Below are 21270 nucleotides of genomic sequence, written 5' to 3' on the forward strand. Positions count from 1 at the left end.
TATTGATAGAAGCAAATCAGACAGCAGCTGATACATAGCAGCAGAAATACGCTGCGGAAATGGAGGAAGAATGTCAGAAAAACAGCCTAAAAAAAAGAAGACAGCAGGGGATGTTGTGTTGACGGTTGTTCTGATCGCAGCAATCTGTGTATTCTGTTATGCAGGATATAATCTGTTTCATATTTATACAGAATATAAGAAAGGTACGGATGAGTACAATTCAATCACACAGATGGCAGTAACAGAACGAGATCCGGATGGAGAAGCGGCAGGACCGGAAGCCGGCAGTGAGCTGAAAGCACCTATGGATATTGACTTTGCATCTCTTAAAAGTGTAAATAATGATGTAGTGGGATGGATTTATGTGGAAGCAGTGCCAGATATTAATTACCCCATCGTGCATGGCAAAGACAATGAAACTTATCTTCACAGAACTTATGAGAAGAATTATAACTTTGCAGGAACTATCTTCGTGGACTATGAAAATAAAGGAGATTTCAGTGACTGCAACACGATCGTGTATGGCCATAATATGAAAAATGGTTCCATGTTTGCACAGCTTAAGAAATTTACACAGGATGAGGAGACTTATAAGAAGAGCAAATATTTCTGGATCTTTACACCTGAGAAAAACTACAGGTATGAGATTATCTCCGCGTACACTACAGGTGTGAACAGTGATACCTATACTCTGTTTAAGGGACCGGGTGAGGAATTTGAAAAATATCTGGAAAAGATCAGAGGATATTCCGAGATTCAGACAGATGCAGAAGGAATGAACATAAAGGACAAGATCATTACTCTGTCTACCTGTACAGGAAACGAGGCAACCCGTTATGTTGTCCAGGGAAAACGTGTGGATACACTTGATGTCGGGCAGTAGAATTATGAAGAGCAGTTACCTGAATCAGAAGAAAATCGTATTGCTGTAAAAGCAGACGATAAAAATTCAGATGATAAAATTTCAGTAACAGTGTTTTGAAAAAATAAAGGAGGAATTCTAAATGGCAGGAGAAGTTGAGAGATTACAGGAACTTGTAGACAAATATGACAATATTGTCTTCTTCGGTGGAGCAGGTGTTTCCACAGAGAGCGGAATCCCGGATTTCAGAAGTCAGGACGGACTTTATCATCAGAAATATGACTATCCTCCGGAAACGATCTTAAGCCATACATTCTTTATGAGAAAGCCGGAAGAATTTTTCAAATTCTACAGAGACAAGATGCTTTGTGACACTGCAAAACCAAATGCAGCACATCTGAAGCTGGCAGAACTGGAACAGGCAGGAAAACTGAAAGCAGTTATCACCCAGAATATCGACAATCTGCATCAGATGGCGGGTAGTAAGAAAGTGCTGGAGCTTCATGGAAGTGTATACCGCAATTACTGCATGAAGTGTCACAGATTTTATGATTTTGCCCACATGAAAGCATCCACAGGTGTTCCGAGATGCGAATGTGGTGGAATTATCAAGCCGGATGTGGTATTGTATGAAGAAGGTCTGGACAATCAGACGATCAATGAAGCAGTGAAGGCAATCTCAGAGGCACAGGTGCTGATCATAGGGGGAACTTCCCTGGCTGTTTACCCGGCAGCAGGACTGATCGATTACTTCCGGGGAGAGCACCTTGTAGTGATCAACAAATCCCCGACTCCGAGAGACAGATATGCAGACCTTCTGATCCAGGGGCCGATCGGACAGGTATTTTCACAGATTCACTGTTAGTGTCAAAGTTATATAAGAGGAGTAAGAGATTATGGGACTTCCCTATGAAGTTGGTGATATTGTTACATTAAAGAAAGTCCATCCCTGCGGAAGCAGAGACTGGGAAATCTTAAGGGTAGGTGCTGATTTCCGCCTGAAATGTACAGGATGCGGACATCAGATCATGGTACCGCGCAAGATGGTTGAGAAAAATACTAAAAATTTGATAAAAAAAGAAAAATAGTACTTTACAGACACGAAAAACTATGTTAGAATCAACACTCGTGATATATTTTATATCCTTGCTCTTTGACAGGCAAAGGGCCAACAGACCATAAGGAGGTAAAGCAAGACATGAACAAGTACGAGTTAGCATTAGTTGTTAGTGCAAAAGTTGAAGACGAAGTACGTGATGCAGTTGTTGAGAAAGCAAAAGGATACATCACACGTTACAACGGCACTATCACAGAAGTAGAAGAATGGGGTAAGAAAAAATTAGCTTACGAAATTCAGAAAATGCATGAAGGCTTCTACTATTTCATTCAGTTTGAAGCAGACGCACAGTGCCCGGCGGAAGTTGAAAGACACGTTCGCATCATGGACAATGTATTAAGATACTTAGTCGTAAGAAAAGACGCATAATCTTATACAGGGTGGATTTTAGAAGGCACCATTAATTGATCCGTTCAACCATTCAAAGCAGAAACGAAGAGGTATTTATATGAACAAAGTAATTTTAATGGGACGCTTAACAAGAGATCCTGAGGTGAGATATTCCGCAGGAGAGAATGCATTGGCAATTGCCAGATATACACTGGCAGTAGACAGAAGATTCCGCCGTGACGGTGAAGCAACAGCAGACTTTATCAGTTGTGTATCCTTTGGACGTACAGCCGAGTTTGCTGAGAAGTATTTCCGTCAGGGACTTAAGATCATTGTTTCAGGACGCATTCAGACAGGCAGCTACACCAATCGTGATGGCCAGAAGGTTTATACCACAGAGGTAGTAGTTGAGGAACAGGAGTTTGCTGAGAGCAAGGCGGCCAGCGATAATTACGCAGCTTCCCATCCTCAGACATCATCCCCTGCACCTGCACCATCCATGCCGGCTCCGGGAGCAGCCAGTGCAGACGGTTTCATGAACATTCCGGATGGAATTGATGAAGAACTGCCGTTTATTTAATACAAACTGATAGAATAAAATAGGAGGAAAGCAATCATGGCTTACAATAGAGGCGAAAGACCAGACTCTCCAATGAAGAGAAGAGGCGGCCGCAGAAGAAAAAAAGTTTGTGTATTCTGTGGTAAAGAGAATAACGAGATCGACTACAAGGATGTAGCAAAATTAAGAAAATATGTTTCTGAAAGAGGAAAAATCCTTCCAAGAAGAATTACAGGAAACTGTGCAAAACATCAGAGAGCACTGACAGTTGCTATCAAGAGAGCACGTCATATGTCTATGATGCCATACATCCAGGACTAATTCTGAAGATGATAAATGCTGCTCCGCATTTGGCGGAGCAGCATTTTTGCATTATTTACGAGAATTGCTATAGAACAGAATGAACAGTAACACAATAACCATTATTTTTGTGCGTTCTTCTGTTGCTATGGTAAATTCTGTTCAAATCTGTTATAATATGATTCAAAGGGCGTTTTTCACAGAACCTGCCTATATGCAGCACATTTGCTGTGTACAGGCGAAACAAATAGAATGATGAAGAACGGAAAGAAAGATATGAGTGATAAACTGAAATTAAAAGGGCATATGAAAGCATTCATGCGGTGGCCTCTGATTCTCTCGGCTTTACTGATCGTACTTAATATCTGGGTATATTTTGTCAGCGTGAAGGCTGGTATTATTGTGTCAGGTGGAATCCTGATTTATGTGGGATGTGCAGTAATAATACTCCGATGCCACAGACCGTTCATTGTAAATGAACTGATAGCCTTTGCCAATCAGTATGATTCGCTTGAAAAGAGAATCCTTGAAGAACTGGCATTGCCCTATGCCATTATGGATATGAATGGCAGAATGATCTGGTCCAACAAAGTATTTGCGGAGCTTACAGGTAAAGATCAGTTTTATAAGAAAAATGTCAGCACTGTTTTTCCGGATGTAACAGCTGACAAATTACCGGTCGCAGATAAGAAAGAGACTGCTGAGATCAGTACTCGATTTGGAGAGAAGACTTATCGTATTTCCATGCAGAGGGTGTCTCTTGGTGAAGTGGTTGCCAAAAGTGAGTTTCTGGAGAATTCAAACAGGAATGCCAGCCTGATCGCCATGTATCTGTATGACGATACAGAACTGAAGTCTTACATTAAAAAGAATGAAGACAATAAGCTTGTTGTAGCGTTGGCTTATCTGGATAACTATGAGGAAGCACTTGAGAGTGTAGAGGATGTGAGACGTTCACTTCTGATTGCTCTGATTGACCGGAAGATTACGAAATATTTTTCCAATTTCGATGGTCTTGTAAAGAAACTTGAGAAGGACAAATATTTCCTGATCATGCGCCAGAGTTCGCTTGAGGCTCTGAAAGAACAGAGATTTCATATTCTGGACGAGGTTAAAACAGTTAATATCGGAAATGAGATGGCGATCACTTTGAGTATTGGTGTGGGACTGAATGCCTCCACGTATATTCAAAATTATGAGTATTCACGTATTGCTATAGAGATGGCACTTGGACGTGGCGGTGATCAGGTTGTTATTAAGAATGGAAATAATATTACCTATTACGGCGGAAAGACTCAGCAGATGGAGAAGAATACCCGCGTAAAAGCCAGGGTAAAAGCGCAGGCACTGAAAGAGTTTATGAGTACGAAAGACAGAGTCGTTGTCATGGGACATAAAATCACAGATGTGGATGCGTTGGGAGCAGCAATCGGTATTTTTCGTGCAGGTAAAACACTTGGAAAATCTGTCAGTATTGTAGTGAATGATCCGACAAAATCTATCAGACCGTTGATCGCAGGATATGTGAATAATCCAGACTACGAGCCATCTATGTTTGTGGACAGCGAGCAGGCTAAAGATATGGTAGATAACAATACAGTGGTGGTTGTAGTTGATACTAACAGACCAAGCTATACGGAATGCGAGGAGCTTCTGCACATGACAAAGACAATTGTTGTGCTGGATCATCACAGGCGGGGAAGCGAAGTGATAGAGAATGCGGTGCTTTCCTATGTGGAGCCTTATGCATCCTCAGCCTGTGAGATGGTAGCAGAGATCCTGCAGTATTTCTCGGATGACCTGCGTATCCGCAATATGGAGGCTGACTGTCTCTATGCGGGAATTATGATCGATACAAACAATTTTACTACAAGAGCAGGTGTACGTACCTTTGAGGCTGCTGCATTCTTAAGAAGGAGTGGAGCAGACGTGACCAGAGTACGTAAACTGTTAAGGGATGATCTGAAATCTTATCAGGCACGTGCAGAAGCAGTGAGAACTGCACAGATTTACAGAGAATGCTATGCCATTGCCAGATGTCCAAGTGAAAATCTGGACAGTCCTACAGTTATAGGAGCACAGGCAGCCAATGAGCTTCTGAATATTGCAGGGGTTAAGGCATCGTTTGTACTGACTCAGTACAATAATGAAGTTTATATCAGTGCCAGGGCTATTGACGAAGTCAATGTACAGGTAATGATGGAAAAGATGGGCGGAGGCGGTCATATGAATATTGCCGGTGCCCAGGTCAAGGCTTCTCCGGATGAGGTGGAGAGAATGCTTAAAGACATCATAGATCAGGAATATCAGGAGGAAAACACAAAATGAAAGTAATCTTACTTGAAGACGTAAAAGCACTTGGAAAAAAGGGACAGATCGTAAATGTAAGTGACGGATATGCAAGAAACATGATCCTTCCTAAGAAACTGGGGCTGGAGGCAACTCCTAAGAATTTAAATGATCTGAAACTTCAGAAAGCAAACGAAGAGAAGGTCGCAAAAGAAGTATATGAAGCAGCACAGGCATTTGCAAAGGATCTCGAGACAAAAGAAATCATCCTTACACTGAAAACAGGAGAAGGCGGAAGAACCTTTGGTTCCGTTTCTTCCAAAGAAATCTCTGAAGCAGCAAAGAAACAGTTGAATCTTGACATTGATAAAAAGAAACTGCAGCTTCCTGAGCCAATCCGTACACTTGGTGTTACCCAGGTGCCTGTCAGATTACATCCTAAGGTAACAGGAACTCTTAAAGTATGGGTAAAAGAAGCATAAGTCTTCCGGAGGGATAAAGAATGGAAGAAGCGCTGATTAAAAGAATACTCCCCCACAGTATAGAGGCAGAGCAGTCTGTAATCGGCTCAATGATCCTGGACAGAGATGCAATCCTTGTGGCATCTGAGATACTTACCAGTGATGATTTTTATCAGAAACAATATGGCATCATCTTTGATGCAATGGTGGAATTGTGTAATGAAGGGAAACCGGTAGATCTGGTGACCCTTCAGAATCGTTTAAAGGAGAAAGAACTCCCGCCGGATATCAGCAGTATGGAATATGTAAGAGATCTGATCTCAGCGGTTCCTACTTCTGCAAATGTGAAGTACTACGCAAAGATCGTCAGTGAGAAAGCAGTCCTTCGCAGACTTATCAAGGCAAATGAAGAGATTGCCAACACCTGCTATCTGGAGAAGGAGAATACAGAGATTATTCTGGAAGAAGCAGAAAAAAAACTGTTCAATATTCTCCAGAGACGCAACAATGAAGAATATGTTCCAATCCAGCAGGTAGTTCTGAATGCCATTAATAACATTGAGAAAGCGTCTAAGCTTAAGGGTTCTGTAACAGGTATTCCCACAGGCTTTATGGATCTGGATTATAAAACATCCGGTATGCATCCTTCTGATCTGGTGCTGATCGCAGCCCGTCCTTCCATGGGGAAAACAGCCTTTGTACTGAACATTGCACAGTATATGGCATTCCGAAAGGATGTCACAGTTGCCATATTCAGTCTGGAAATGTCAAAGGAACAGCTGGTGAACCGACTTCTGGCAATGGAATCTCATGTAGATTCCCAGAATATGAGAACAGGTAATCTGAAAGACGAGGACTGGACAAAACTGGTAGAAGGAGCAGATATTATCGGTAAATCTAATCTGATCATTGATGACACGCCGGGTATTTCCATTGCGGAAATGCGCTCCAAATGCAGGAAATATAAGCTGGAACATAATCTCGGGATTATCATGATCGACTATCTGCAGCTGATGAGCGGAAGTGGAAAAAGTGATTCCAGACAGCAGGAAATTTCAGATATTTCCCGTTCTCTGAAAGCTCTTGCCAGAGAGCTGAATGTGCCGGTGATCGCATTGTCTCAGCTCAGCCGTGCGGTGGAACAGCGTCCGGATCACAGACCAATGCTTTCGGATCTTCGAGAATCCGGAGCCATTGAGCAGGATGCTGATGTGGTAATGTTTATCTACAGAGATGACTATTATCATAAGGATACAGAGAAGAAGGACATTGCAGAGATCATCATTGCCAAACAGAGAAACGGTCCCATCGGAACAGTAGAACTGGTATGGCTGCCGAGATATACACAGTTTGTGAATATGAAGAAATAATCTATCTCAGAGGAGTTTGATCTTTGACTTGAATAATATTATAGCAATCCTCTAAAATAATGCATATTAATCCAGCCCATCAGAGTGTGAAATCCTGCTGAATTGTCTTAAATGCATTATTTACGAGGATTGCTATAGAAAAATTTCACAGGGAAACAGTATCAGGGGGAGAATCCGGTACTGTTTCCCTGTTTTTTGTGTCAAAATAAAGTTTTATAGGGAAGTTTGTCAATCGAAACTTCTTGCAATCTCGCTATGGCGTTTTATAATAAATATACATGATATCAGGATTATGACAGCTGTTTTTACAGTGCAGTGGTTCAATGATATCAGGTGATAGATTGAGTTGTTGATATGCATCAGTGGTTTCTGATGAAAAAATGGACTCAAAAGGAGGAGGGGCAGCATGGAGCAGCGGTATACTGTGACTCAGACCGCAGAAATCCTTGGCGTGAGGGCATCGGTCCTCCGGTACTGGGAGGAAGAACTGGAACTGAGGATATGCAGGAATGAGCAGGGACATCGTTACTATACAGGAAATGATATTACGCTTCTGGCTAATATAAAGGAACTAAAGAAAAGAGGACTTGCCCTGAGAGCGATCAAAGAACTGGTTCCAAGAATTTCAAGGACTGCACCCGGGACTACTGCGAGCAAAGTGAAGCTTCTTGAAGATGAACAGCCTGAGAGGGAAAAAATACTTGAATTTCAGAAAATCATGGAACGTCTGATCGCTCAGGAGCTACATATGAAAAAAGAGGGAGAAGACCAGTGCCGGGATCTGGATGAAACGATCCGTAACAGACAGCTTGCGAGAAAAGAGGCTGCTGCAGCACTGGAAAAAAGAAGCAGGAGGATCAGAAGAAAACATTTGTAAAAGTTATCCATAAAGAAAACAGCTTCGTCTCTGCGGTAAACAGAGATGAAGCTGTTTTGAAATCATGAATTATTCTGCTGGATGAATAGCCTCTGTTGGACATGCATCTGCACATGTTCCGCAGTCTAAGCATGCATCAGCGTCGATTACATAATGCTCATCTCCCTGAGAGATAGCTTCTGCAGGACATTCGCTTTCGCATGTTCCACAGCTTACACATTCGTCTGAAATTACATATGCCATAATTAGAATCCTCCTTATCGTAATAACGTTTTAGGCCCCTTTCGGGGTTCTGCATACATTTTAATATATCTTTGTCTGAATTACAAGTATAAAATCAGATACATTATAAAATAATATTAAGTTAGCATTTGCTTACTTTACCTGCAGATTACAAATAGCTGACGGGCATGTGAATGTCTGTCCGAGCAGAGAAATTATCCTGCCAAAATACAGGCATTTGTATGATGGAAAATAGTCTGTTAATATACAAAAAAAATAAGAGTATCAAAAAGAAAGTGCGTTTTTGCTGAATTTATTGACAATTCAGACATAAACGGTTATAGTAAAGATACTTGCAAGGAGGCATAACACAGAAAGTTGTGCCTCTTTTGTTCCGTAGCAGGAATCAGAAAACAAATAGAAAGAATGGAGGAATGAAGAATGAAGAAAGCATTGGCAATTGGACTTGCAGCAGTAATGGCGGTTTCCATGAGTGCACCGGTATTTGCAGAAGATGAAGGTAAAGGGATTGCAAAAGAGGACCTGAAAGTAGGAGTGATCTATATCGGTGATGAGAATGAAGGTTACACGGCTGCTCATATGAAAGGAATTGATGAGATGGAAGAGAAGCTTGGTCTTGACGATTCTCAGATTATTGAGAAAACTCTCATCGGTGAAGATGAAGGATGCTATGATGCGGCAGCAGACCTTGCAGATCAGGGATGTCAGATCATCTTTGCAAACAGCTTTGGACATGAGACTTATATACTGGAAGCAGCAGGGGAATATCCGGAGGTTCAGTTCTGTCATGCAACAGGAACACAGGCTGCATCCAGCGGACTTTCCAATATGCATAACTATTTTACAAATATTTATGAAGCACGTTACGTGTCAGGTGTAGTTGCAGGTCTGAAACTGAATGAAATGATCGAGGACGGCACAGTAAAAGAAGACGCATGCAAGATGGGTTATGTAGGTGCATTCCCATACGCAGAGGTTATCTCCGGTTATACAGCTTTCTATCTTGGCGCGAAGAGCGTATGCCCGTCTGTAACAATGGAAGTAAAATATACAAACAGCTGGGCAAGCTTTGACCTTGAGAAAGAGTGCGCAGATGCTCTGATCTCTGACGGCTGTGTACTGATCAGCCAGCATGCAGATACAACAGGTGCTCCTACAGCATGCGAAGCAGCAGGAGTTCCGTGTGTAGGTTATAATATTGATATGACATCTGTTGCTCCGAACACAGCACTTACTTCTGCATCTATGGACTGGGGTGTATATTATACATACGCAGTACAGTGTATGCTTGACGGCACAGCAATTGATACTGACTGGTGTAAAGGATTTGCGGAAGGTGCAGATAAGATCACAGCTCTCAATGACAAAACTGTAGCAGAGGGTACAGAAGAAAAGGTCAAAGAAGTGGAAGATGCGCTCATTGATGGTTCCCTTCATGTATTTGATACATCTGCATTTACAGTAGACGGCAAGGAACTTGATACTTATAAGAAGGGTGATACAGAGTACATTTCTGACGGATACTTCCATGAATCTGAATATGGTTCCGCACCTGCATTTGATATTGCGATTGATGGAATTACATCTATTACAGAATAAGAAAATTGCTGGAGCTGCAAAGCGCGGAGCAATTTACGACAGCAGGGCTGCCCGGGCGGCAGCTCTGCTGTTTTCATATCGTACGTGCAAAAGAAGTCTTGAAGTCTTCTGACAGAAGGTTTCTTTTGCTGTATTATGGAGTATACAGGAGAGCAATTCCATAATTCAGAAGTAGGATTAAATGATATCGGCAGTCAAAGAGACAGGACTTTTACTGTAGATTGGATATCATTAGATAAAAGGAGGAAACGATAGTGGGAGAAAACTATGCACTTGAACTTAGAGATATTTCCAAGAGTTTTGGTTCGGTCCAGGCGAATGATCATGTAGATCTCACACTGAGAAAATCGGAGATTCTTGCAATTCTGGGGGAAAACGGAAGCGGAAAGACAACTCTGATGAATATGATCTATGGAATTTATTATCCGGATGAAGGACATATTTTTGTAAATGGAAAAGAAGTAACAATCCGTTCACCGAAAGATTCCTATGAACTGGGAATCGGTATGGTACATCAGCATTTTAAACTGGTAGATGTACTGACAGCAGCAGAGAATATTGTTCTGGGACTTCCGGGAAAGGGAAAGCTGGACATGAAGAGAATCACAGAGGATATTCAGAAGCTGGCAGATAAATATGGCTTTGAATTGGATCTGTCACAGAAGATCTACGAAATGTCCGTTTCCCAGAAGCAGACAGTTGAGATCATAAAGATGCTCTACCGCGGTGCAAGGATTCTGATCCTGGATGAGCCGACCGCAGTTCTGACACCACAGGAGTCTGACCGGTTATTCGATATTTTGAGAAATATGAGAAAAGATGGATGTTCCATTATGATCATCACGCACAAACTCCAGGAAGTTCTGGCGTTATCAGACCGTGTGGCAATCCTCAGAAAAGGAAAGTATATTGATACAGTGGAAACAGCTCAGGCAAATGCACAGAGTCTGTCAGAGATGATGGTAGGCGGCAGAGTAGATCTCAATATCGACCGTCCTGAACCGGAGAATGTAAGGAAACGATTAGTAGTCAAAGGTCTGAACTGTAAAAACAAAGAAGAGGTAAAAACTCTGGATGATGTTGATCTGACAGTAAATGCAGGAGAGATTCTGGGTATTGCCGGAATTTCCGGAAGCGGCCAGAAAGAATTTCTGGAGGCAATTGCAGGACTCCAGGCAATAGAGAGCGGTTCGATCACCCTGCTTGATGACAATGGAAAAGGAACTGAGCTTGCAGGAATGGATTCTATCTCCATTAATAAAGCAGGAATCAGCCTTGCTTTTGTTCCGGAAGACCGTATTGGTATGGGGCTTGTGGGCGATATGGATATGACTGATAATATGATGCTCAGAAGCTATCGCAATGGCAAAAGTCCATTCCTGGATCGAAAAGGTCCAAAGGCATTGGCATTAAAAATCAAAGAACAGCTTGAAGTCATGACTCCAAGTATTTCTGCACCTGTCCGTCAGATGTCAGGAGGAAATGTGCAGAAGGTTCTGGTAGGAAGAGAAATTGCCCAGAATCCGAAAGTGCTTCTGGTAGCTTTCCCGACTCGAGGGGTGGATGTCAATACTTCCCATGTGATCTACCGCCTTCTGAATGAACAGAAGAAAAAAGGGGTTGCAGTAGTCTGTGTTATTGAGGATCTTGATGTAGTTCTTGAACTGTGTGACAGGATTGCAGTGTTCTGCGGAGGTAAAATCAGCGGAATTGAGGATGGAAGAACTGCAACGAAAGAAGGAATCGGGATTCTTATGACGAAGCATGAAAAAGGAGGGACACAGGCATGAAGAAAGAACCTTTCTTACAGGTAAGTAAAAGAAGAAACAAAGCCAGATGGCAGGAACGTCTTCTGATCCGTTTCATTGCATTGATCCTTGCACTGATCGTGTGCGGAGCGGTGATCGTTGCCCTGGTAAAGATGAATCCGGTGGATGTCTATAAGGCAATCTGGGATGGAGCAATGGGTTCGGATCGCCGTCTGTGGCAGACCATACGAGATACAATGGTACTGCTGTGTATTTCCATTGGTCTGGCACCTGCATTTAAAATGAAATTCTGGAACATCGGTGCAGAAGGTCAGATCCTGATCGGTGGTGCCTGCTCTGCTGCCGCCATGATCTATGCAGGAGATAAAATGCCTGCAGGGTTACTCCTGATCGTAATGTTTGTGGCAAGTGCACTTGGCGGAATGATCTGGGGAATGATCCCGGCTGTATTTAAAGCAAACTGGAATACAAATGAGACACTGTTTACTCTGATGTTGAATTATGTTGCCATGCAGGTAGTAACTTATTGTATTGTATTCTGGGAAAATCCGAAAGGTTCCAATACAGTCGGTATCATCAATCAGGCTACAAAAGGCGGATGGCTTCCGGAATTGTTCGGACAGAAATATGGCTGGAATGTAGTCATTGTCCTGATTCTGACAGTGGGAATGTTTATTTATCTGAAATACTGTAAGCAGGGCTATGAGATCGCAGTAGTAGGTGAGAGCGAGAATACTGCCAGATATGCCGGTATCCAGGTGAAAAAGGTTATTATCCGTACAATGGCAATCTCCGGTGCAATCTGTGGTATCGCAGGTTTTGTTATTGTCAGCGGAGCCAGCCATACGATTTCCACTGCAACAGCAGGCGGTCGTGGATTTACTGCGATCATTGTCGCATGGCTTTCCAAGTTTAATACATTTATTATGGTTGCAGTTTCCTTTGGCATCGTATTTATGAACCAGGGTGCCGTACAGATCGCAACACAGTATGGACTGAATGAGAATGCTTCCAATGTTCTTCTGGGAATCATTCTGTTTTTCCTGATCGGTGCAGAATTCTTTATCAACTACAGAGTAAAGCGTGCAAAGAAATAGGAGGTAGCGGCAATGAGTGTACTGATAGTTTTTATTCAAAAAGCAATTGTCCAGGGCATCTGTATTCTGTATGGGGCGCTTGGTGAGATTATGACAGAGAAATCCGGTAATCTGAATCTTGGTATTCCGGGAATTATGTATATGGGCGGCATTTCAGGTCTTATGGGAGCTTTCCTCTATGAGAAGGATAATCCTGATCCCAATGCACTTGTGGGTGTACTGATATCGTTTTTGTGTGCGTTTGCATGTGCTGCAATCGGTGGTCTGATCTACAGTATCCTGACTATCACACTTCGTGTAAATCAGAATGTAACAGGTCTTGCACTTACCATTTTTGGTACAGGTTTTGGTAACTTCTTTGGCGGTTCTATTTCCAAGCTTGCAGGCGGTGTAGGACAGATTTCCGTAAAAGTAACAGGAAGTGCCTATACGGCAAAAATCCCGGGATTGTCTAAGATTCCGGTTATCGGAGGTATTTTATTTAATTATGGTTTCCTTACATATCTCTGTATTATTATAGCAGTCCTGTTATCGTTTTTTCTGTTCAAGACAAGAGCGGGATTGAATCTCAGGGCAATCGGTGAAAATCCGGGAACTGCAGATGCAGCAGGTATCAATGTTATCAAATATAAATATCTGTCAACCTGTATCGGTGCAGGTCTGGCAGGTCTGGGCGGACTCTATTTCGTAATGGAATATTCAGGAGGAACCTGGACAGACAATGGTTTTGGAGATCGTGGCTGGCTTGCTGTTGCACTGGTAATCTTTGCATTATGGAAACCACTGAATGCAATCTGGGGAGCATTCCTGTTCGGAGCTCTTTATATTCTGTATCTTTATATCCCGGGACTTGGACGAAGCATGCAGGAAGTATTTAAAGCACTGCCTTATGTGGTAACGATTATCGTACTGGTATTCACAAGCTTCCGAAAGAAAAAGGAACACCAGCCGCCTGCTGCGCTGGGACTTCCGTATTTTAGGGAGGAACGATAAAATTAAAAGTTTGCAGTTGATTCCAGAGTAAAATAGTATTATAATATCAGAAGCTATAAAAGCTGAGTAGTATGAAGAAAAATTAAGGAGGAAATATACAATGGCTAAAGTATCAAAAGACATGCTGATCGGTCAGCTTCTTCAGATTGATGCAAATATCGCACCGATTCTTATGAGAGCAGGAATGCATTGCCTTGGATGCCCATCTTCCCAGATGGAATCTCTCGAAGAAGCAGCTATGGTTCATGGACTGGATGTTGATGTACTGGTTAACCAGATCAATGATTTTCTTGGAGAATAATCTTTCTGAAAGGTAATCATATGACGGACTATGACAATTGTTGAATTGTCATAGTCTGACATGTAAAAAGGATGTTCTGAATAAGTTCAGGACATCCTTTTTTGAGAAATCTGTAATTTACTATGGTATAAGAAAAGAGCTTTCAGATGAAAACTGAATGCTCTTTTAATTATGAAAATTATTACAGTTGAATCAGCTGCTGAAGGGCAGAATCGGAAATCAGTTCTCCATGTTCTGTCAGATAAGCTTCTCCTGAAAGAGAGAAAGCCTTTCCCTGTCCATATTCCGTAAGAATATTACATACCCTGTTAAAATCCTCCGGAGAAAGTGATGACTGGTGAAGTACCAGTTTGTAAAGCTCATCGGCCGGATCTTTGTACAGGGTGTTTGTACCGGTAAAATAGCCGTTCAGTCCATGGGCGGCCGCAATCACATCGTCCAGTGTGTCGAACTCATAGAGACGGATAAGATTTACATCAGGAACCTGAGTATCGTCATTTTCCTTTGCTCCGGTATTCTGAGCAGATTTGCCATCTTTTGTCTGAGTACTCTTCATCTTTGCTTCGTAAAGCTTCTGGAAGATATCAATAATATTGTCTGCACCGTCAAGCTGAAGAGTATCTGTCTTATCATTCCCTCTGAATGGAGCAAATTTGGAGAAACGGGTATCCAGTTCTTCAGGATCCTCTACTTTGGTAATGATCAGGATGATGCTCTCGGTACTCACCGGGATGGCCTCGATCATTAATGGAATATTATCTGCCTCAAAACCAAACTGTATCTGTGCCTGCTGCATCATATCGCGGAAAAGTTTCTTGGCTTTCTCAGTGCCGTAAGCCAGTTCACTGATACGGATCTGATGGTTCTCCAGGTCTTCTCTTGTCAGTGTGCAGCGTATCTGGTTGTCGTTGATCTTTTCTATCTTCATGTTGTCACATCCTATTCTGAATAACATTGAATTATCTGGCAGCTTCATAATTGCCTGTGAAAATCCATTAAAAGTGTTTCTGATAATGAAAATTTAACTTTTGAAAGCTGCGGACAATTACGGATAAATTAAAAGTTACTATTGTTTTTTTGAACAGCAATTTTAAAGGATTGCCATAGATGCGCTGTCTTTGGAAAATTGCTGTAAGTAACTTCAAAAATTCTATTGTCTGACTGTGAATTTATAAAATTTTATACACTATATTATATAACACAGAACTGCAAAATGTAAAGATAAGTAATCAACCAAAATATTAAATTTTTAGAAACAAAACAGAAAAAAATACATAAATGAAGAAAAACACTTGCATCTATTTACCAGATGGATATAATGAAAACAGAAGAAGCAGTAAACCTGCGGTTCACATAAGCGAAGATCTGAAACATTAACCAAAGTGATCTTTTATTTCTAAACTTCATTGCCGTTTTTCATGCAGCGTTCCTGCTGTGGCAATGTACAGGTAAAATTTCCATGATGATAAGAAGATGATAAGAAGTTGAAACGTTACTGTTCACTCCGTTCACAGTAACGATAAAACAGGTGCAGGGATATTGTTTTTTCAACAGCCGATAAGGTGCTTTCTAAAAAATCTTATGAAAGAAGGGAGGTAAGCTTACGGAAAATATATCACGGGCAACCAAAAAGAGCATGCGTAAACCACTGGAAAAAGAATTGAAGAGTTATCGTGAACAGGGAATTTCTCTGTATCTGAATGGTATACTCAGTAATCCGAAAACAATTGCAAAAGCCTGTCAGATTGCAGAAGGTGGTGGATACATGCGTGATTACGTTGAAGATGAAAAAGGACGGATCGCTCGTGTGGATTTTGATTTCGTCAAAGAAAAATAACAAAAGAGAAAGCTGCCCGAACAGATTCTGAATCAGTCCCCCCCGATGTTCATAATGCCTTCGGGCAGCATAAGAATATAATTACGCATATCTTAAAAATTTGTGAAAAATACGATTTTGCAATACAATTGTAATATTTTATGGTATACTTAAGCCAGTATCATCAAGTTACCGATACAGTTGATAATACTGGTACATCATACTCAAAATAACTATATGAAATACCTTTCTGTGAGCTGATGTATCAATAGCGATCGTGTTACTGTCTGCTTTGTTTCCGGTAACACAATATTTACTGAAAGGAAAAATACTATGAATAAAAAGTATAAACCAGTTATCGCAGTTGCCGTTTTGGTCATTCTTGTTGCGATTCTTGGAATTGTCACTCATGTAGTAATGAAGTACATACCATCTTCTGAGAAAATGGATCTGAATGAATATTATGGAGAAATGGCAGATGGGGAGATTGCTCTGGTCATTGGAACTGAGAAACTGGAAGAACGTGGTCTGGTGGACGGAGACAGAGTCTATTTACCACTGGATGTGGTGAATACTTATCTGAACCAGAGATATTACTGGGATTCTGCCAATCAGCAGATACTTTATGCAACACCTTCGGAGCTGACTTCTGCGAGTGCATCATCTGAGGCAGGAGATAAGGTATGGGTGAAAGATGACAAAGTGTATCTGAATCTTACTTATGTGCAGGAATTTACAGATCTTGATGCATACATCACAAAAGATCCATACAGGATTGCCATACAGTATAAATTCAAAAATGTAAAAACAGTCACAGTTAAGAAGAATACAAGCATACGTTACCGCGGTGGAATCAAATCGGCTATTCTTACTTCTGTAAAGAAAGGCACAAAGCTTCGTCTTATCGAAGAATTGGAGGACTGGGATCAGGTAGCTACGGATGATGGATATATTGGTTATATAGATAAGAAGAAAGTGGGAGAAGCAGAGAAGACAAAATTTGAACGAAGCTTTAAGAAAGAAGAGTACTCCTATCTTACTATGGACAGCAAGGTCAATATGGTATGGCATCAGGTGACATCCACAGATGCCAATGCTTATTTTGCGGATGCGACAGCAAATATGACAGGTGTGAATGTGATCTCGCCTACCTGGTTCTATCTGACAGATACTTCAGGAAACATTGCAAGCATTGCGAGTGCAGATTATGTATCACAGGCTCATGAAAAGGGGCTCCAGGTATGGGGACTGATCGACAACTTTACACAGGAAGTAAGTACAACGGAAACACTTTCCAGCACTGCGGCGAGACAGAATATTATCAGTCAGCTGATCCAGGCAGCCCAAGATGTGGGAATGGATGGCATTAATGTGGATTTTGAATCTCTCAGCGAGGATGTGGGAACTCATTTTCTGGAATTTCTGAGAGAACTTTCCATAGAGTGTCATAAGAATAATCTGGTTCTTTCAGTGGATAACCCGGTTCCTGAGGATTTTACAAGCCATTATGACCGGGCTGAGCAGGGAAGGGTTGTAGATTATGTGATCATCATGGGATATGACGAGCATTATGTAGGATCTGAAGCCGGTTCTGTGGCATCTCTTCCATGGGTGGAACAGGGAATCCAGGATACACTGGATGAGGTTCCGGCTGAACGTGTGATCAATGCCATTCCGTTTTATACCAGACTGTGGAGGACCACAGGGGGAAATGTAACCAGTGAAGCAATCGGTATGGATCAGGCGCAGCAGACAATTGCAGATAATAATGTGGAAACCTACTGGGATAAGACAACCTCCCAGAATTATGGAAAATATGATATAGATAATTCTACCTATCAGATCTGGCTTGAGGATGCTCAGTCAGTTGCAGAGAAAGTGAAGCTGGTATCCAAATATGACCTTGCAGGAGTTTCTGCATGGAAGCTTGGATTTGAAAACAACGGAATCTGGCAGGTAATCTCGGACAATCTGAATAATTAAAAGTTCTGCATCAGCAGGCTATAAAAACATCTTCTGAAACATATATTAATATAGAATTTTATGAAATACTGATTGCATTATTTTATGGAATTGCTATAGCCAGTCTACAGGAACAGTGAATTTTCCCGTAGACTGTAAAAGATGTCTCAGGAGGTGTTTTTAGTTTGAAAAAATATGGACTGGAATTAATGTTAGGGTGTCTGCTTCTTGTCAGTTTTCTCATTCTGTCAAAACAGGCAGCTGAAGTTTCAGAGACTATGAGTTCAACAGAAAATTCAAAAATCATTCTGGTAGATGCAGGACATGGTGGAGCGGATCCGGGAATGATCGGAGTGAACGGACTGGAAGAAAAGGGGATAAATCTTCAGATTGCCGTAAAATTAAAGGATTCTCTGGAAAAACAAGGATTTTCTGTAATCATGACAAGGGAAGAAGATAAGGGCCTTTATGAGGAGGACAGCAGAAATCAGAAAGCACAGGATATGCAGTGCAGGATTGCTATGATAAAGAAATACAGACCTGTGCTGTGCATAAGTGTTCATCAGAACAGCTATCAGGATTCGTCTGTATGCGGTCCCCAGGTGTTTTATTATGAAGATTCTGTCCGGGGAAAGAATCTGGCAGAGTTTATCCAGGAAGAACTGAATCTGGGACTGAAAGTAAAACGCCCTCGTGTGGCAAAAGGTAATAAAACCTATTATCTGTTAAAAAGAAGTGAAAGTGTTTTGAATATTGTAGAGTGTGGTTTTCTTACAAATCCGGAAGAGGCCGGACTTCTCTGCAAAGAAGAATATCAGAATAAAATAGTGGAAGCTATAGTGAAAGGGATTGAACAATATCTGAAGCAACAAAAAATTTAAAATGTTTAATTTATGTGAACTTGCTTTTAATAAGTAGGGATTTTTGCTATACTGATACTTGTTTGATAAAATCCCCCGGGAGGATAGAAGTATCTGCATGGCGGGGAAATGTACAGGGAGAAATTATGCTTGGAATTATTTATCTGCTTCTGGCAGGAATGCTGGGCTGTGAAGTATCGAAAATGCTGACAGGAGAGGGAAGGAGTGTGTCAGGTATTAATCGTATCTGGCTCATACTTCCGGCTTCTTTTGGAGTCGGAACACTTTTACTGACCTGGATGGTATATATTATTTCCTGGTTTTTCAGTGTTGTGGGAAAAGTTGAAAATCCACTTTTGTATGGAAATATTATCGGGATGACAGGTGCAGCAGTTATTATGATACTGCTCAGCGTACAGAAATACAGAAAACAGGGAAGTTACAGGATATGGAATATTGATAAAACACAGGATAAGCGCAGATTAAAAAAGGAAATATTACTCTTTGGTCTGCTGACTGTATTTATTACATATATGATGTTTTATGTATTCTATATAAAAGACGGAATCCTGTATTCCGGCCTGACTGTGTATGGAGATTATGCACCACATACGGCGATGATGCGTTCTTTTTCTGCAGGAAATAATTTTCCCACACAGTATCCTCATTATGGAGGTGCAGATGTAAAGTATCATTTTATGTTTCAGTTTCTCGCAGGAAATCTGGAATATCTTGGAATGCGTATAGACTTTGCCTATAATATCGTAAGTACCTTGTCGCTTGTGGGATTTCTTATGCTGTTATATCAGCTTGCACTTAGGATCACAGGCAAAATGTGCTGCGGTGTACTGGCATTGTTTCTGTTCTTTTTCAGAAGCGGAATGGCTTTTTTCAGATTTGTATGGGAGCATATCCAGGCAGGGAATCTTGTGGAAACCCTGGAAGAAAATACTTCCTTTATCGGATATACTGTCAATGAGAACTGGGGATTGTGGAACTTTAATGTTTATCTTAATCAGAGGCATCTGGCATTTGGACTTCTGATGGTGACTTTGGCACTATATCTGTTTATGGACTGGCTGGAAGCCGGGACGGCACATGAAGAGAAGGGAATACTCTGGATAAAAAACAGAATCTTTTCGAAGGAAGGATGGAAAAGCAGAAATCTGGATCAGGCACTGCTTATGGGAATGTTTCTGGGTCTGTGTGCGTTCTGGAATGGGGCAGCAGTGATCGGCGGTCTGCTGATTTTGTGCGGCTTTGCGATTTTCTCGGATGGAAAAGTGGATTACGCTGTCATGGCGGGGGTATCCATCTTCTTTTCCTGGCTTCAGTCAAAGATTTTTATTGTTGGAAGTGCTATGAGTCCTCAGATTTATCTGGGATTTCTGGCAGAGGATAAGACTGTCCCGGGAGTTGTGAAATATCTGTTCTGGATGAGCGGAGTTTTTTTCCTTGGGCTGGTACTAATGGTATGGTTTATGAGAAGACGGGAGAGAGCAATCCTTGTGAGTTTCCTGTTTCCGGTGATTTTTGCTTTTGTGCTTCTGATGACACCGGATATTAATGTAAACCATAAATATATCATGATATCATATGCGTTTCTGACGATTTTCTGGGCATGGGCAGTATGCAGTCTTTGGAAAGGGAGAAATGGGCAATCCGGGATACAGAAAACTATGGGAAAGATACTGGCAATAGTATTGGTGATATCTCTGAGTGTGACCGGGATTTATGACTTTGTGGTGATCATAAAGGGAAATGGTCCGGGCAGATGTGTGACTGTAAATATGAACAGCGAGCTGACCCAATGGCTGGAGGAGAATCTGGAGAAAAACGATCTTTTACTTACTCCTGAGTACAGCATGAATGAAGTGACGATGTCCGGAGCTATGCTTTACTGTGGATGGCCATATTACGCATGGTCTGCAGGCTATGATACGAATTACAGGGCTGCACAGGCTGTAACGATATACACCACATCTGACAGTGAAACATTGAAAAAAACAGTACAACAGGAAAAAATAACATATATCCTGTTTGAAGAAGGTTCGGAATTTGAACAGCAGGAATGTCGTGAGGAGACAATTGCTGCGGCATATGAAAAGGTTTATGAGACTCAGGATGGACGGATACGGATCTATAAAACAACAGAATAATCCTCAAATGCATTATTACGGGGATTACTCCGGATTTATGATTATGAGCCGGGTGATCACAGATTTACAGAGATAAGAGAGAATGTGTAAGATTATAGTAACCACAATAATTTTATAAATGATTAAGGAGGACGTACGGATGAAGAAATGGGCACCGAGAGTGCTTCTTGCAGCAGCTCTTGCAGGGCTGTCTGCATTTCTGTTAAAGGGAGATGTATGGACATTCTGGACCTGGTGGCTGTTGGCATTTCTGATGGGAATGGTTGCCATGCCTGTGACAGGGAGACTGTTTGCCGGATTTGAGGA

21 protein-coding genes are annotated in these 21270 nt (G+C 41.5%); 19 read left to right on the forward strand and 2 right to left on the reverse strand.

Going from position 1 to position 21270, the window contains the following annotated elements; translation table 11 throughout:
• The first annotated feature begins 70 nt into the window (after positions 1-70).
• From srtB to AC075L_RS11295, 10 genes are all read left to right on the forward strand, one after another.
• Positions 71-883 (forward strand): class B sortase, encoded by an 813-nt coding sequence (gene srtB, locus AC075L_RS11250; protein WP_022380544.1) that lies wholly within the window; start codon positions 71-73, stop codon positions 881-883.
• Positions 884-1004: 121 nt separating this feature from the next.
• Entirely contained in the window at positions 1005-1727 is a 723-nt protein-coding gene (locus AC075L_RS11255) for an NAD-dependent protein deacylase (RefSeq protein ID WP_022380543.1), read from the forward strand.
• 31 nt (positions 1728-1758) lie between these two features.
• Positions 1759-1950 (forward strand): DUF951 domain-containing protein, encoded by a 192-nt coding sequence (locus AC075L_RS11260; RefSeq protein WP_008707901.1) that lies wholly within the window; start codon positions 1759-1761, stop codon positions 1948-1950.
• A gap of 110 nt (positions 1951-2060) precedes the next feature.
• Positions 2061-2348, forward strand: coding sequence for a 30S ribosomal protein S6 (gene rpsF, locus AC075L_RS11265; protein ID WP_020993443.1), 288 nt, complete (start codon positions 2061-2063; stop codon positions 2346-2348).
• 79 nt (positions 2349-2427) lie between these two features.
• The gene (locus tag AC075L_RS11270) at positions 2428-2889 is read left to right on the forward strand and encodes a single-stranded DNA-binding protein (RefSeq protein WP_022380542.1); all 462 of its coding nucleotides are present in this window, start codon (positions 2428-2430) and stop codon (positions 2887-2889) included.
• A gap of 36 nt (positions 2890-2925) precedes the next feature.
• Positions 2926-3189, forward strand: a complete 264-nt coding sequence (gene rpsR, locus AC075L_RS11275) for a 30S ribosomal protein S18 (protein WP_008707906.1) — start codon at positions 2926-2928, stop codon at positions 3187-3189.
• 255 nt (positions 3190-3444) lie between these two features.
• Positions 3445-5496: a DHH family phosphoesterase gene (locus tag AC075L_RS11280; RefSeq protein ID WP_022380541.1), complete on the forward strand. Its 2052-nt coding sequence runs from the start codon at positions 3445-3447 to the stop codon at positions 5494-5496.
• The gene (rplI, locus tag AC075L_RS11285; protein WP_008707912.1) at positions 5493-5939 is read left to right on the forward strand and encodes a 50S ribosomal protein L9; all 447 of its coding nucleotides are present in this window, start codon (positions 5493-5495) and stop codon (positions 5937-5939) included. The genes AC075L_RS11280 and rplI overlap by 4 nt, the downstream gene beginning before the upstream one ends.
• Before the next feature lie 20 nt (positions 5940-5959).
• A complete protein-coding gene (dnaB, locus tag AC075L_RS11290; protein ID WP_008707914.1) occupies positions 5960-7288 on the forward strand; it encodes a replicative DNA helicase in 1329 nt (442 codons plus the stop codon).
• A 406-nt stretch (positions 7289-7694) separates the two neighbouring features.
• A complete protein-coding gene (locus AC075L_RS11295; RefSeq protein WP_008707916.1) occupies positions 7695-8165 on the forward strand; it encodes a MerR family transcriptional regulator in 471 nt (156 codons plus the stop codon).
• 69 nt (positions 8166-8234) lie between these two features.
• Here AC075L_RS11295 and AC075L_RS11300 read toward each other — a convergent pair whose 3' ends face one another.
• The gene (locus AC075L_RS11300) at positions 8235-8408 is read right to left on the reverse strand and encodes a DUF362 domain-containing protein (protein WP_008707918.1); all 174 of its coding nucleotides are present in this window, start codon (positions 8406-8408) and stop codon (positions 8235-8237) included.
• A 468-nt stretch (positions 8409-8876) separates the two neighbouring features.
• Here AC075L_RS11300 and AC075L_RS11305 point away from each other — a divergent pair, with 468 nt between their 5' ends.
• The 5 genes from AC075L_RS11305 (at position 8877) to AC075L_RS11325 (ending at position 14167) form a co-directional block, all read left to right on the forward strand.
• Positions 8877-10007 carry a BMP family ABC transporter substrate-binding protein gene (locus tag AC075L_RS11305; RefSeq protein WP_370792857.1) on the forward strand — a complete coding sequence of 377 codons (1131 nt, stop codon included), beginning with the start codon at positions 8877-8879 and terminating at the stop codon, positions 10005-10007.
• Positions 10008-10261: 254 nt separating this feature from the next.
• Complete coding sequence (locus AC075L_RS11310) at positions 10262-11797, forward strand: ABC transporter ATP-binding protein (protein WP_008707920.1); 1536 nt, start codon at positions 10262-10264, stop codon at positions 11795-11797.
• Entirely contained in the window at positions 11794-12873 is a 1080-nt protein-coding gene (locus AC075L_RS11315; protein WP_022380540.1) for an ABC transporter permease, read from the forward strand. The genes AC075L_RS11310 and AC075L_RS11315 overlap by 4 nt, the downstream gene beginning before the upstream one ends.
• A gap of 12 nt (positions 12874-12885) precedes the next feature.
• Positions 12886-13866, forward strand: a complete 981-nt coding sequence (locus AC075L_RS11320; RefSeq protein WP_008707922.1) for an ABC transporter permease — start codon at positions 12886-12888, stop codon at positions 13864-13866.
• Positions 13867-13966: 100 nt separating this feature from the next.
• Entirely contained in the window at positions 13967-14167 is a 201-nt protein-coding gene (locus tag AC075L_RS11325) for a DUF1858 domain-containing protein (RefSeq protein WP_008707923.1), read from the forward strand.
• A gap of 181 nt (positions 14168-14348) precedes the next feature.
• Here AC075L_RS11325 and AC075L_RS11330 read toward each other — a convergent pair whose 3' ends face one another.
• Complete coding sequence (locus AC075L_RS11330; protein ID WP_020993442.1) at positions 14349-15095, reverse strand: adaptor protein MecA; 747 nt, start codon at positions 15093-15095, stop codon at positions 14349-14351.
• A 708-nt stretch (positions 15096-15803) separates the two neighbouring features.
• On the opposite strand from AC075L_RS11330, the gene AC075L_RS11335 reads away from it, so the two are divergent.
• The 4 genes from AC075L_RS11335 (at position 15804) to AC075L_RS11350 (ending at position 20964) form a co-directional block, all read left to right on the forward strand.
• Positions 15804-16004: a hypothetical protein gene (locus tag AC075L_RS11335; protein ID WP_008707925.1), complete on the forward strand. Its 201-nt coding sequence runs from the start codon at positions 15804-15806 to the stop codon at positions 16002-16004.
• Between the two features lie 312 nt (positions 16005-16316).
• Positions 16317-17966 carry a glycosyl hydrolase family 18 protein gene (locus AC075L_RS11340; RefSeq protein WP_118593319.1) on the forward strand — a complete coding sequence of 550 codons (1650 nt, stop codon included), beginning with the start codon at positions 16317-16319 and terminating at the stop codon, positions 17964-17966.
• 164 nt (positions 17967-18130) lie between these two features.
• Positions 18131-18826, forward strand: a complete 696-nt coding sequence (locus tag AC075L_RS11345; protein WP_020993441.1) for an N-acetylmuramoyl-L-alanine amidase — start codon at positions 18131-18133, stop codon at positions 18824-18826.
• A gap of 125 nt (positions 18827-18951) precedes the next feature.
• Positions 18952-20964, forward strand: coding sequence for a hypothetical protein (locus AC075L_RS11350; protein WP_243104524.1), 2013 nt, complete (start codon positions 18952-18954; stop codon positions 20962-20964).
• The last annotated feature ends 306 nt before the right edge of the window (positions 20965-21270 follow it).

This window comes from Blautia sp. ZXY-1-B12 (genome assembly GCF_056339915.1).

Coding starts and splice junctions, on each gene's coding strand:
- srtB (WP_022380544.1), top strand. CDS start 71: ATGTCAGAAAAACAGCCTAAAAAAAAGAAGACAGCAGGGGATGTTGTG.
- AC075L_RS11255 (WP_022380543.1), top strand. CDS start 1,005: ATGGCAGGAGAAGTTGAGAGATTACAGGAACTTGTAGACAAATATGAC.
- AC075L_RS11260 (WP_008707901.1), top strand. CDS start 1,759: ATGGGACTTCCCTATGAAGTTGGTGATATTGTTACATTAAAGAAAGTC.
- rpsF (WP_020993443.1), top strand. CDS start 2,061: ATGAACAAGTACGAGTTAGCATTAGTTGTTAGTGCAAAAGTTGAAGAC.
- AC075L_RS11270 (WP_022380542.1), top strand. CDS start 2,428: ATGAACAAAGTAATTTTAATGGGACGCTTAACAAGAGATCCTGAGGTG.
- rpsR (WP_008707906.1), top strand. CDS start 2,926: ATGGCTTACAATAGAGGCGAAAGACCAGACTCTCCAATGAAGAGAAGA.
- AC075L_RS11280 (WP_022380541.1), top strand. CDS start 3,445: ATGAGTGATAAACTGAAATTAAAAGGGCATATGAAAGCATTCATGCGG.
- rplI (WP_008707912.1), top strand. CDS start 5,493: ATGAAAGTAATCTTACTTGAAGACGTAAAAGCACTTGGAAAAAAGGGA.
- dnaB (WP_008707914.1), top strand. CDS start 5,960: ATGGAAGAAGCGCTGATTAAAAGAATACTCCCCCACAGTATAGAGGCA.
- AC075L_RS11295 (WP_008707916.1), top strand. CDS start 7,695: ATGGAGCAGCGGTATACTGTGACTCAGACCGCAGAAATCCTTGGCGTG.
- AC075L_RS11300 (WP_008707918.1), bottom strand. CDS start 8,408: ATGGCATATGTAATTTCAGACGAATGTGTAAGCTGTGGAACATGCGAA.
- AC075L_RS11305 (WP_370792857.1), top strand. CDS start 8,877: ATGAGTGCACCGGTATTTGCAGAAGATGAAGGTAAAGGGATTGCAAAA.
- AC075L_RS11315 (WP_022380540.1), top strand. CDS start 11,794: ATGAAGAAAGAACCTTTCTTACAGGTAAGTAAAAGAAGAAACAAAGCC.
- AC075L_RS11320 (WP_008707922.1), top strand. CDS start 12,886: ATGAGTGTACTGATAGTTTTTATTCAAAAAGCAATTGTCCAGGGCATC.
- AC075L_RS11325 (WP_008707923.1), top strand. CDS start 13,967: ATGGCTAAAGTATCAAAAGACATGCTGATCGGTCAGCTTCTTCAGATT.
- AC075L_RS11330 (WP_020993442.1), bottom strand. CDS start 15,095: ATGAAGATAGAAAAGATCAACGACAACCAGATACGCTGCACACTGACA.
- AC075L_RS11335 (WP_008707925.1), top strand. CDS start 15,804: ATGCGTAAACCACTGGAAAAAGAATTGAAGAGTTATCGTGAACAGGGA.
- AC075L_RS11340 (WP_118593319.1), top strand. CDS start 16,317: ATGAATAAAAAGTATAAACCAGTTATCGCAGTTGCCGTTTTGGTCATT.
- AC075L_RS11350 (WP_243104524.1), top strand. CDS start 18,952: ATGCTTGGAATTATTTATCTGCTTCTGGCAGGAATGCTGGGCTGTGAA.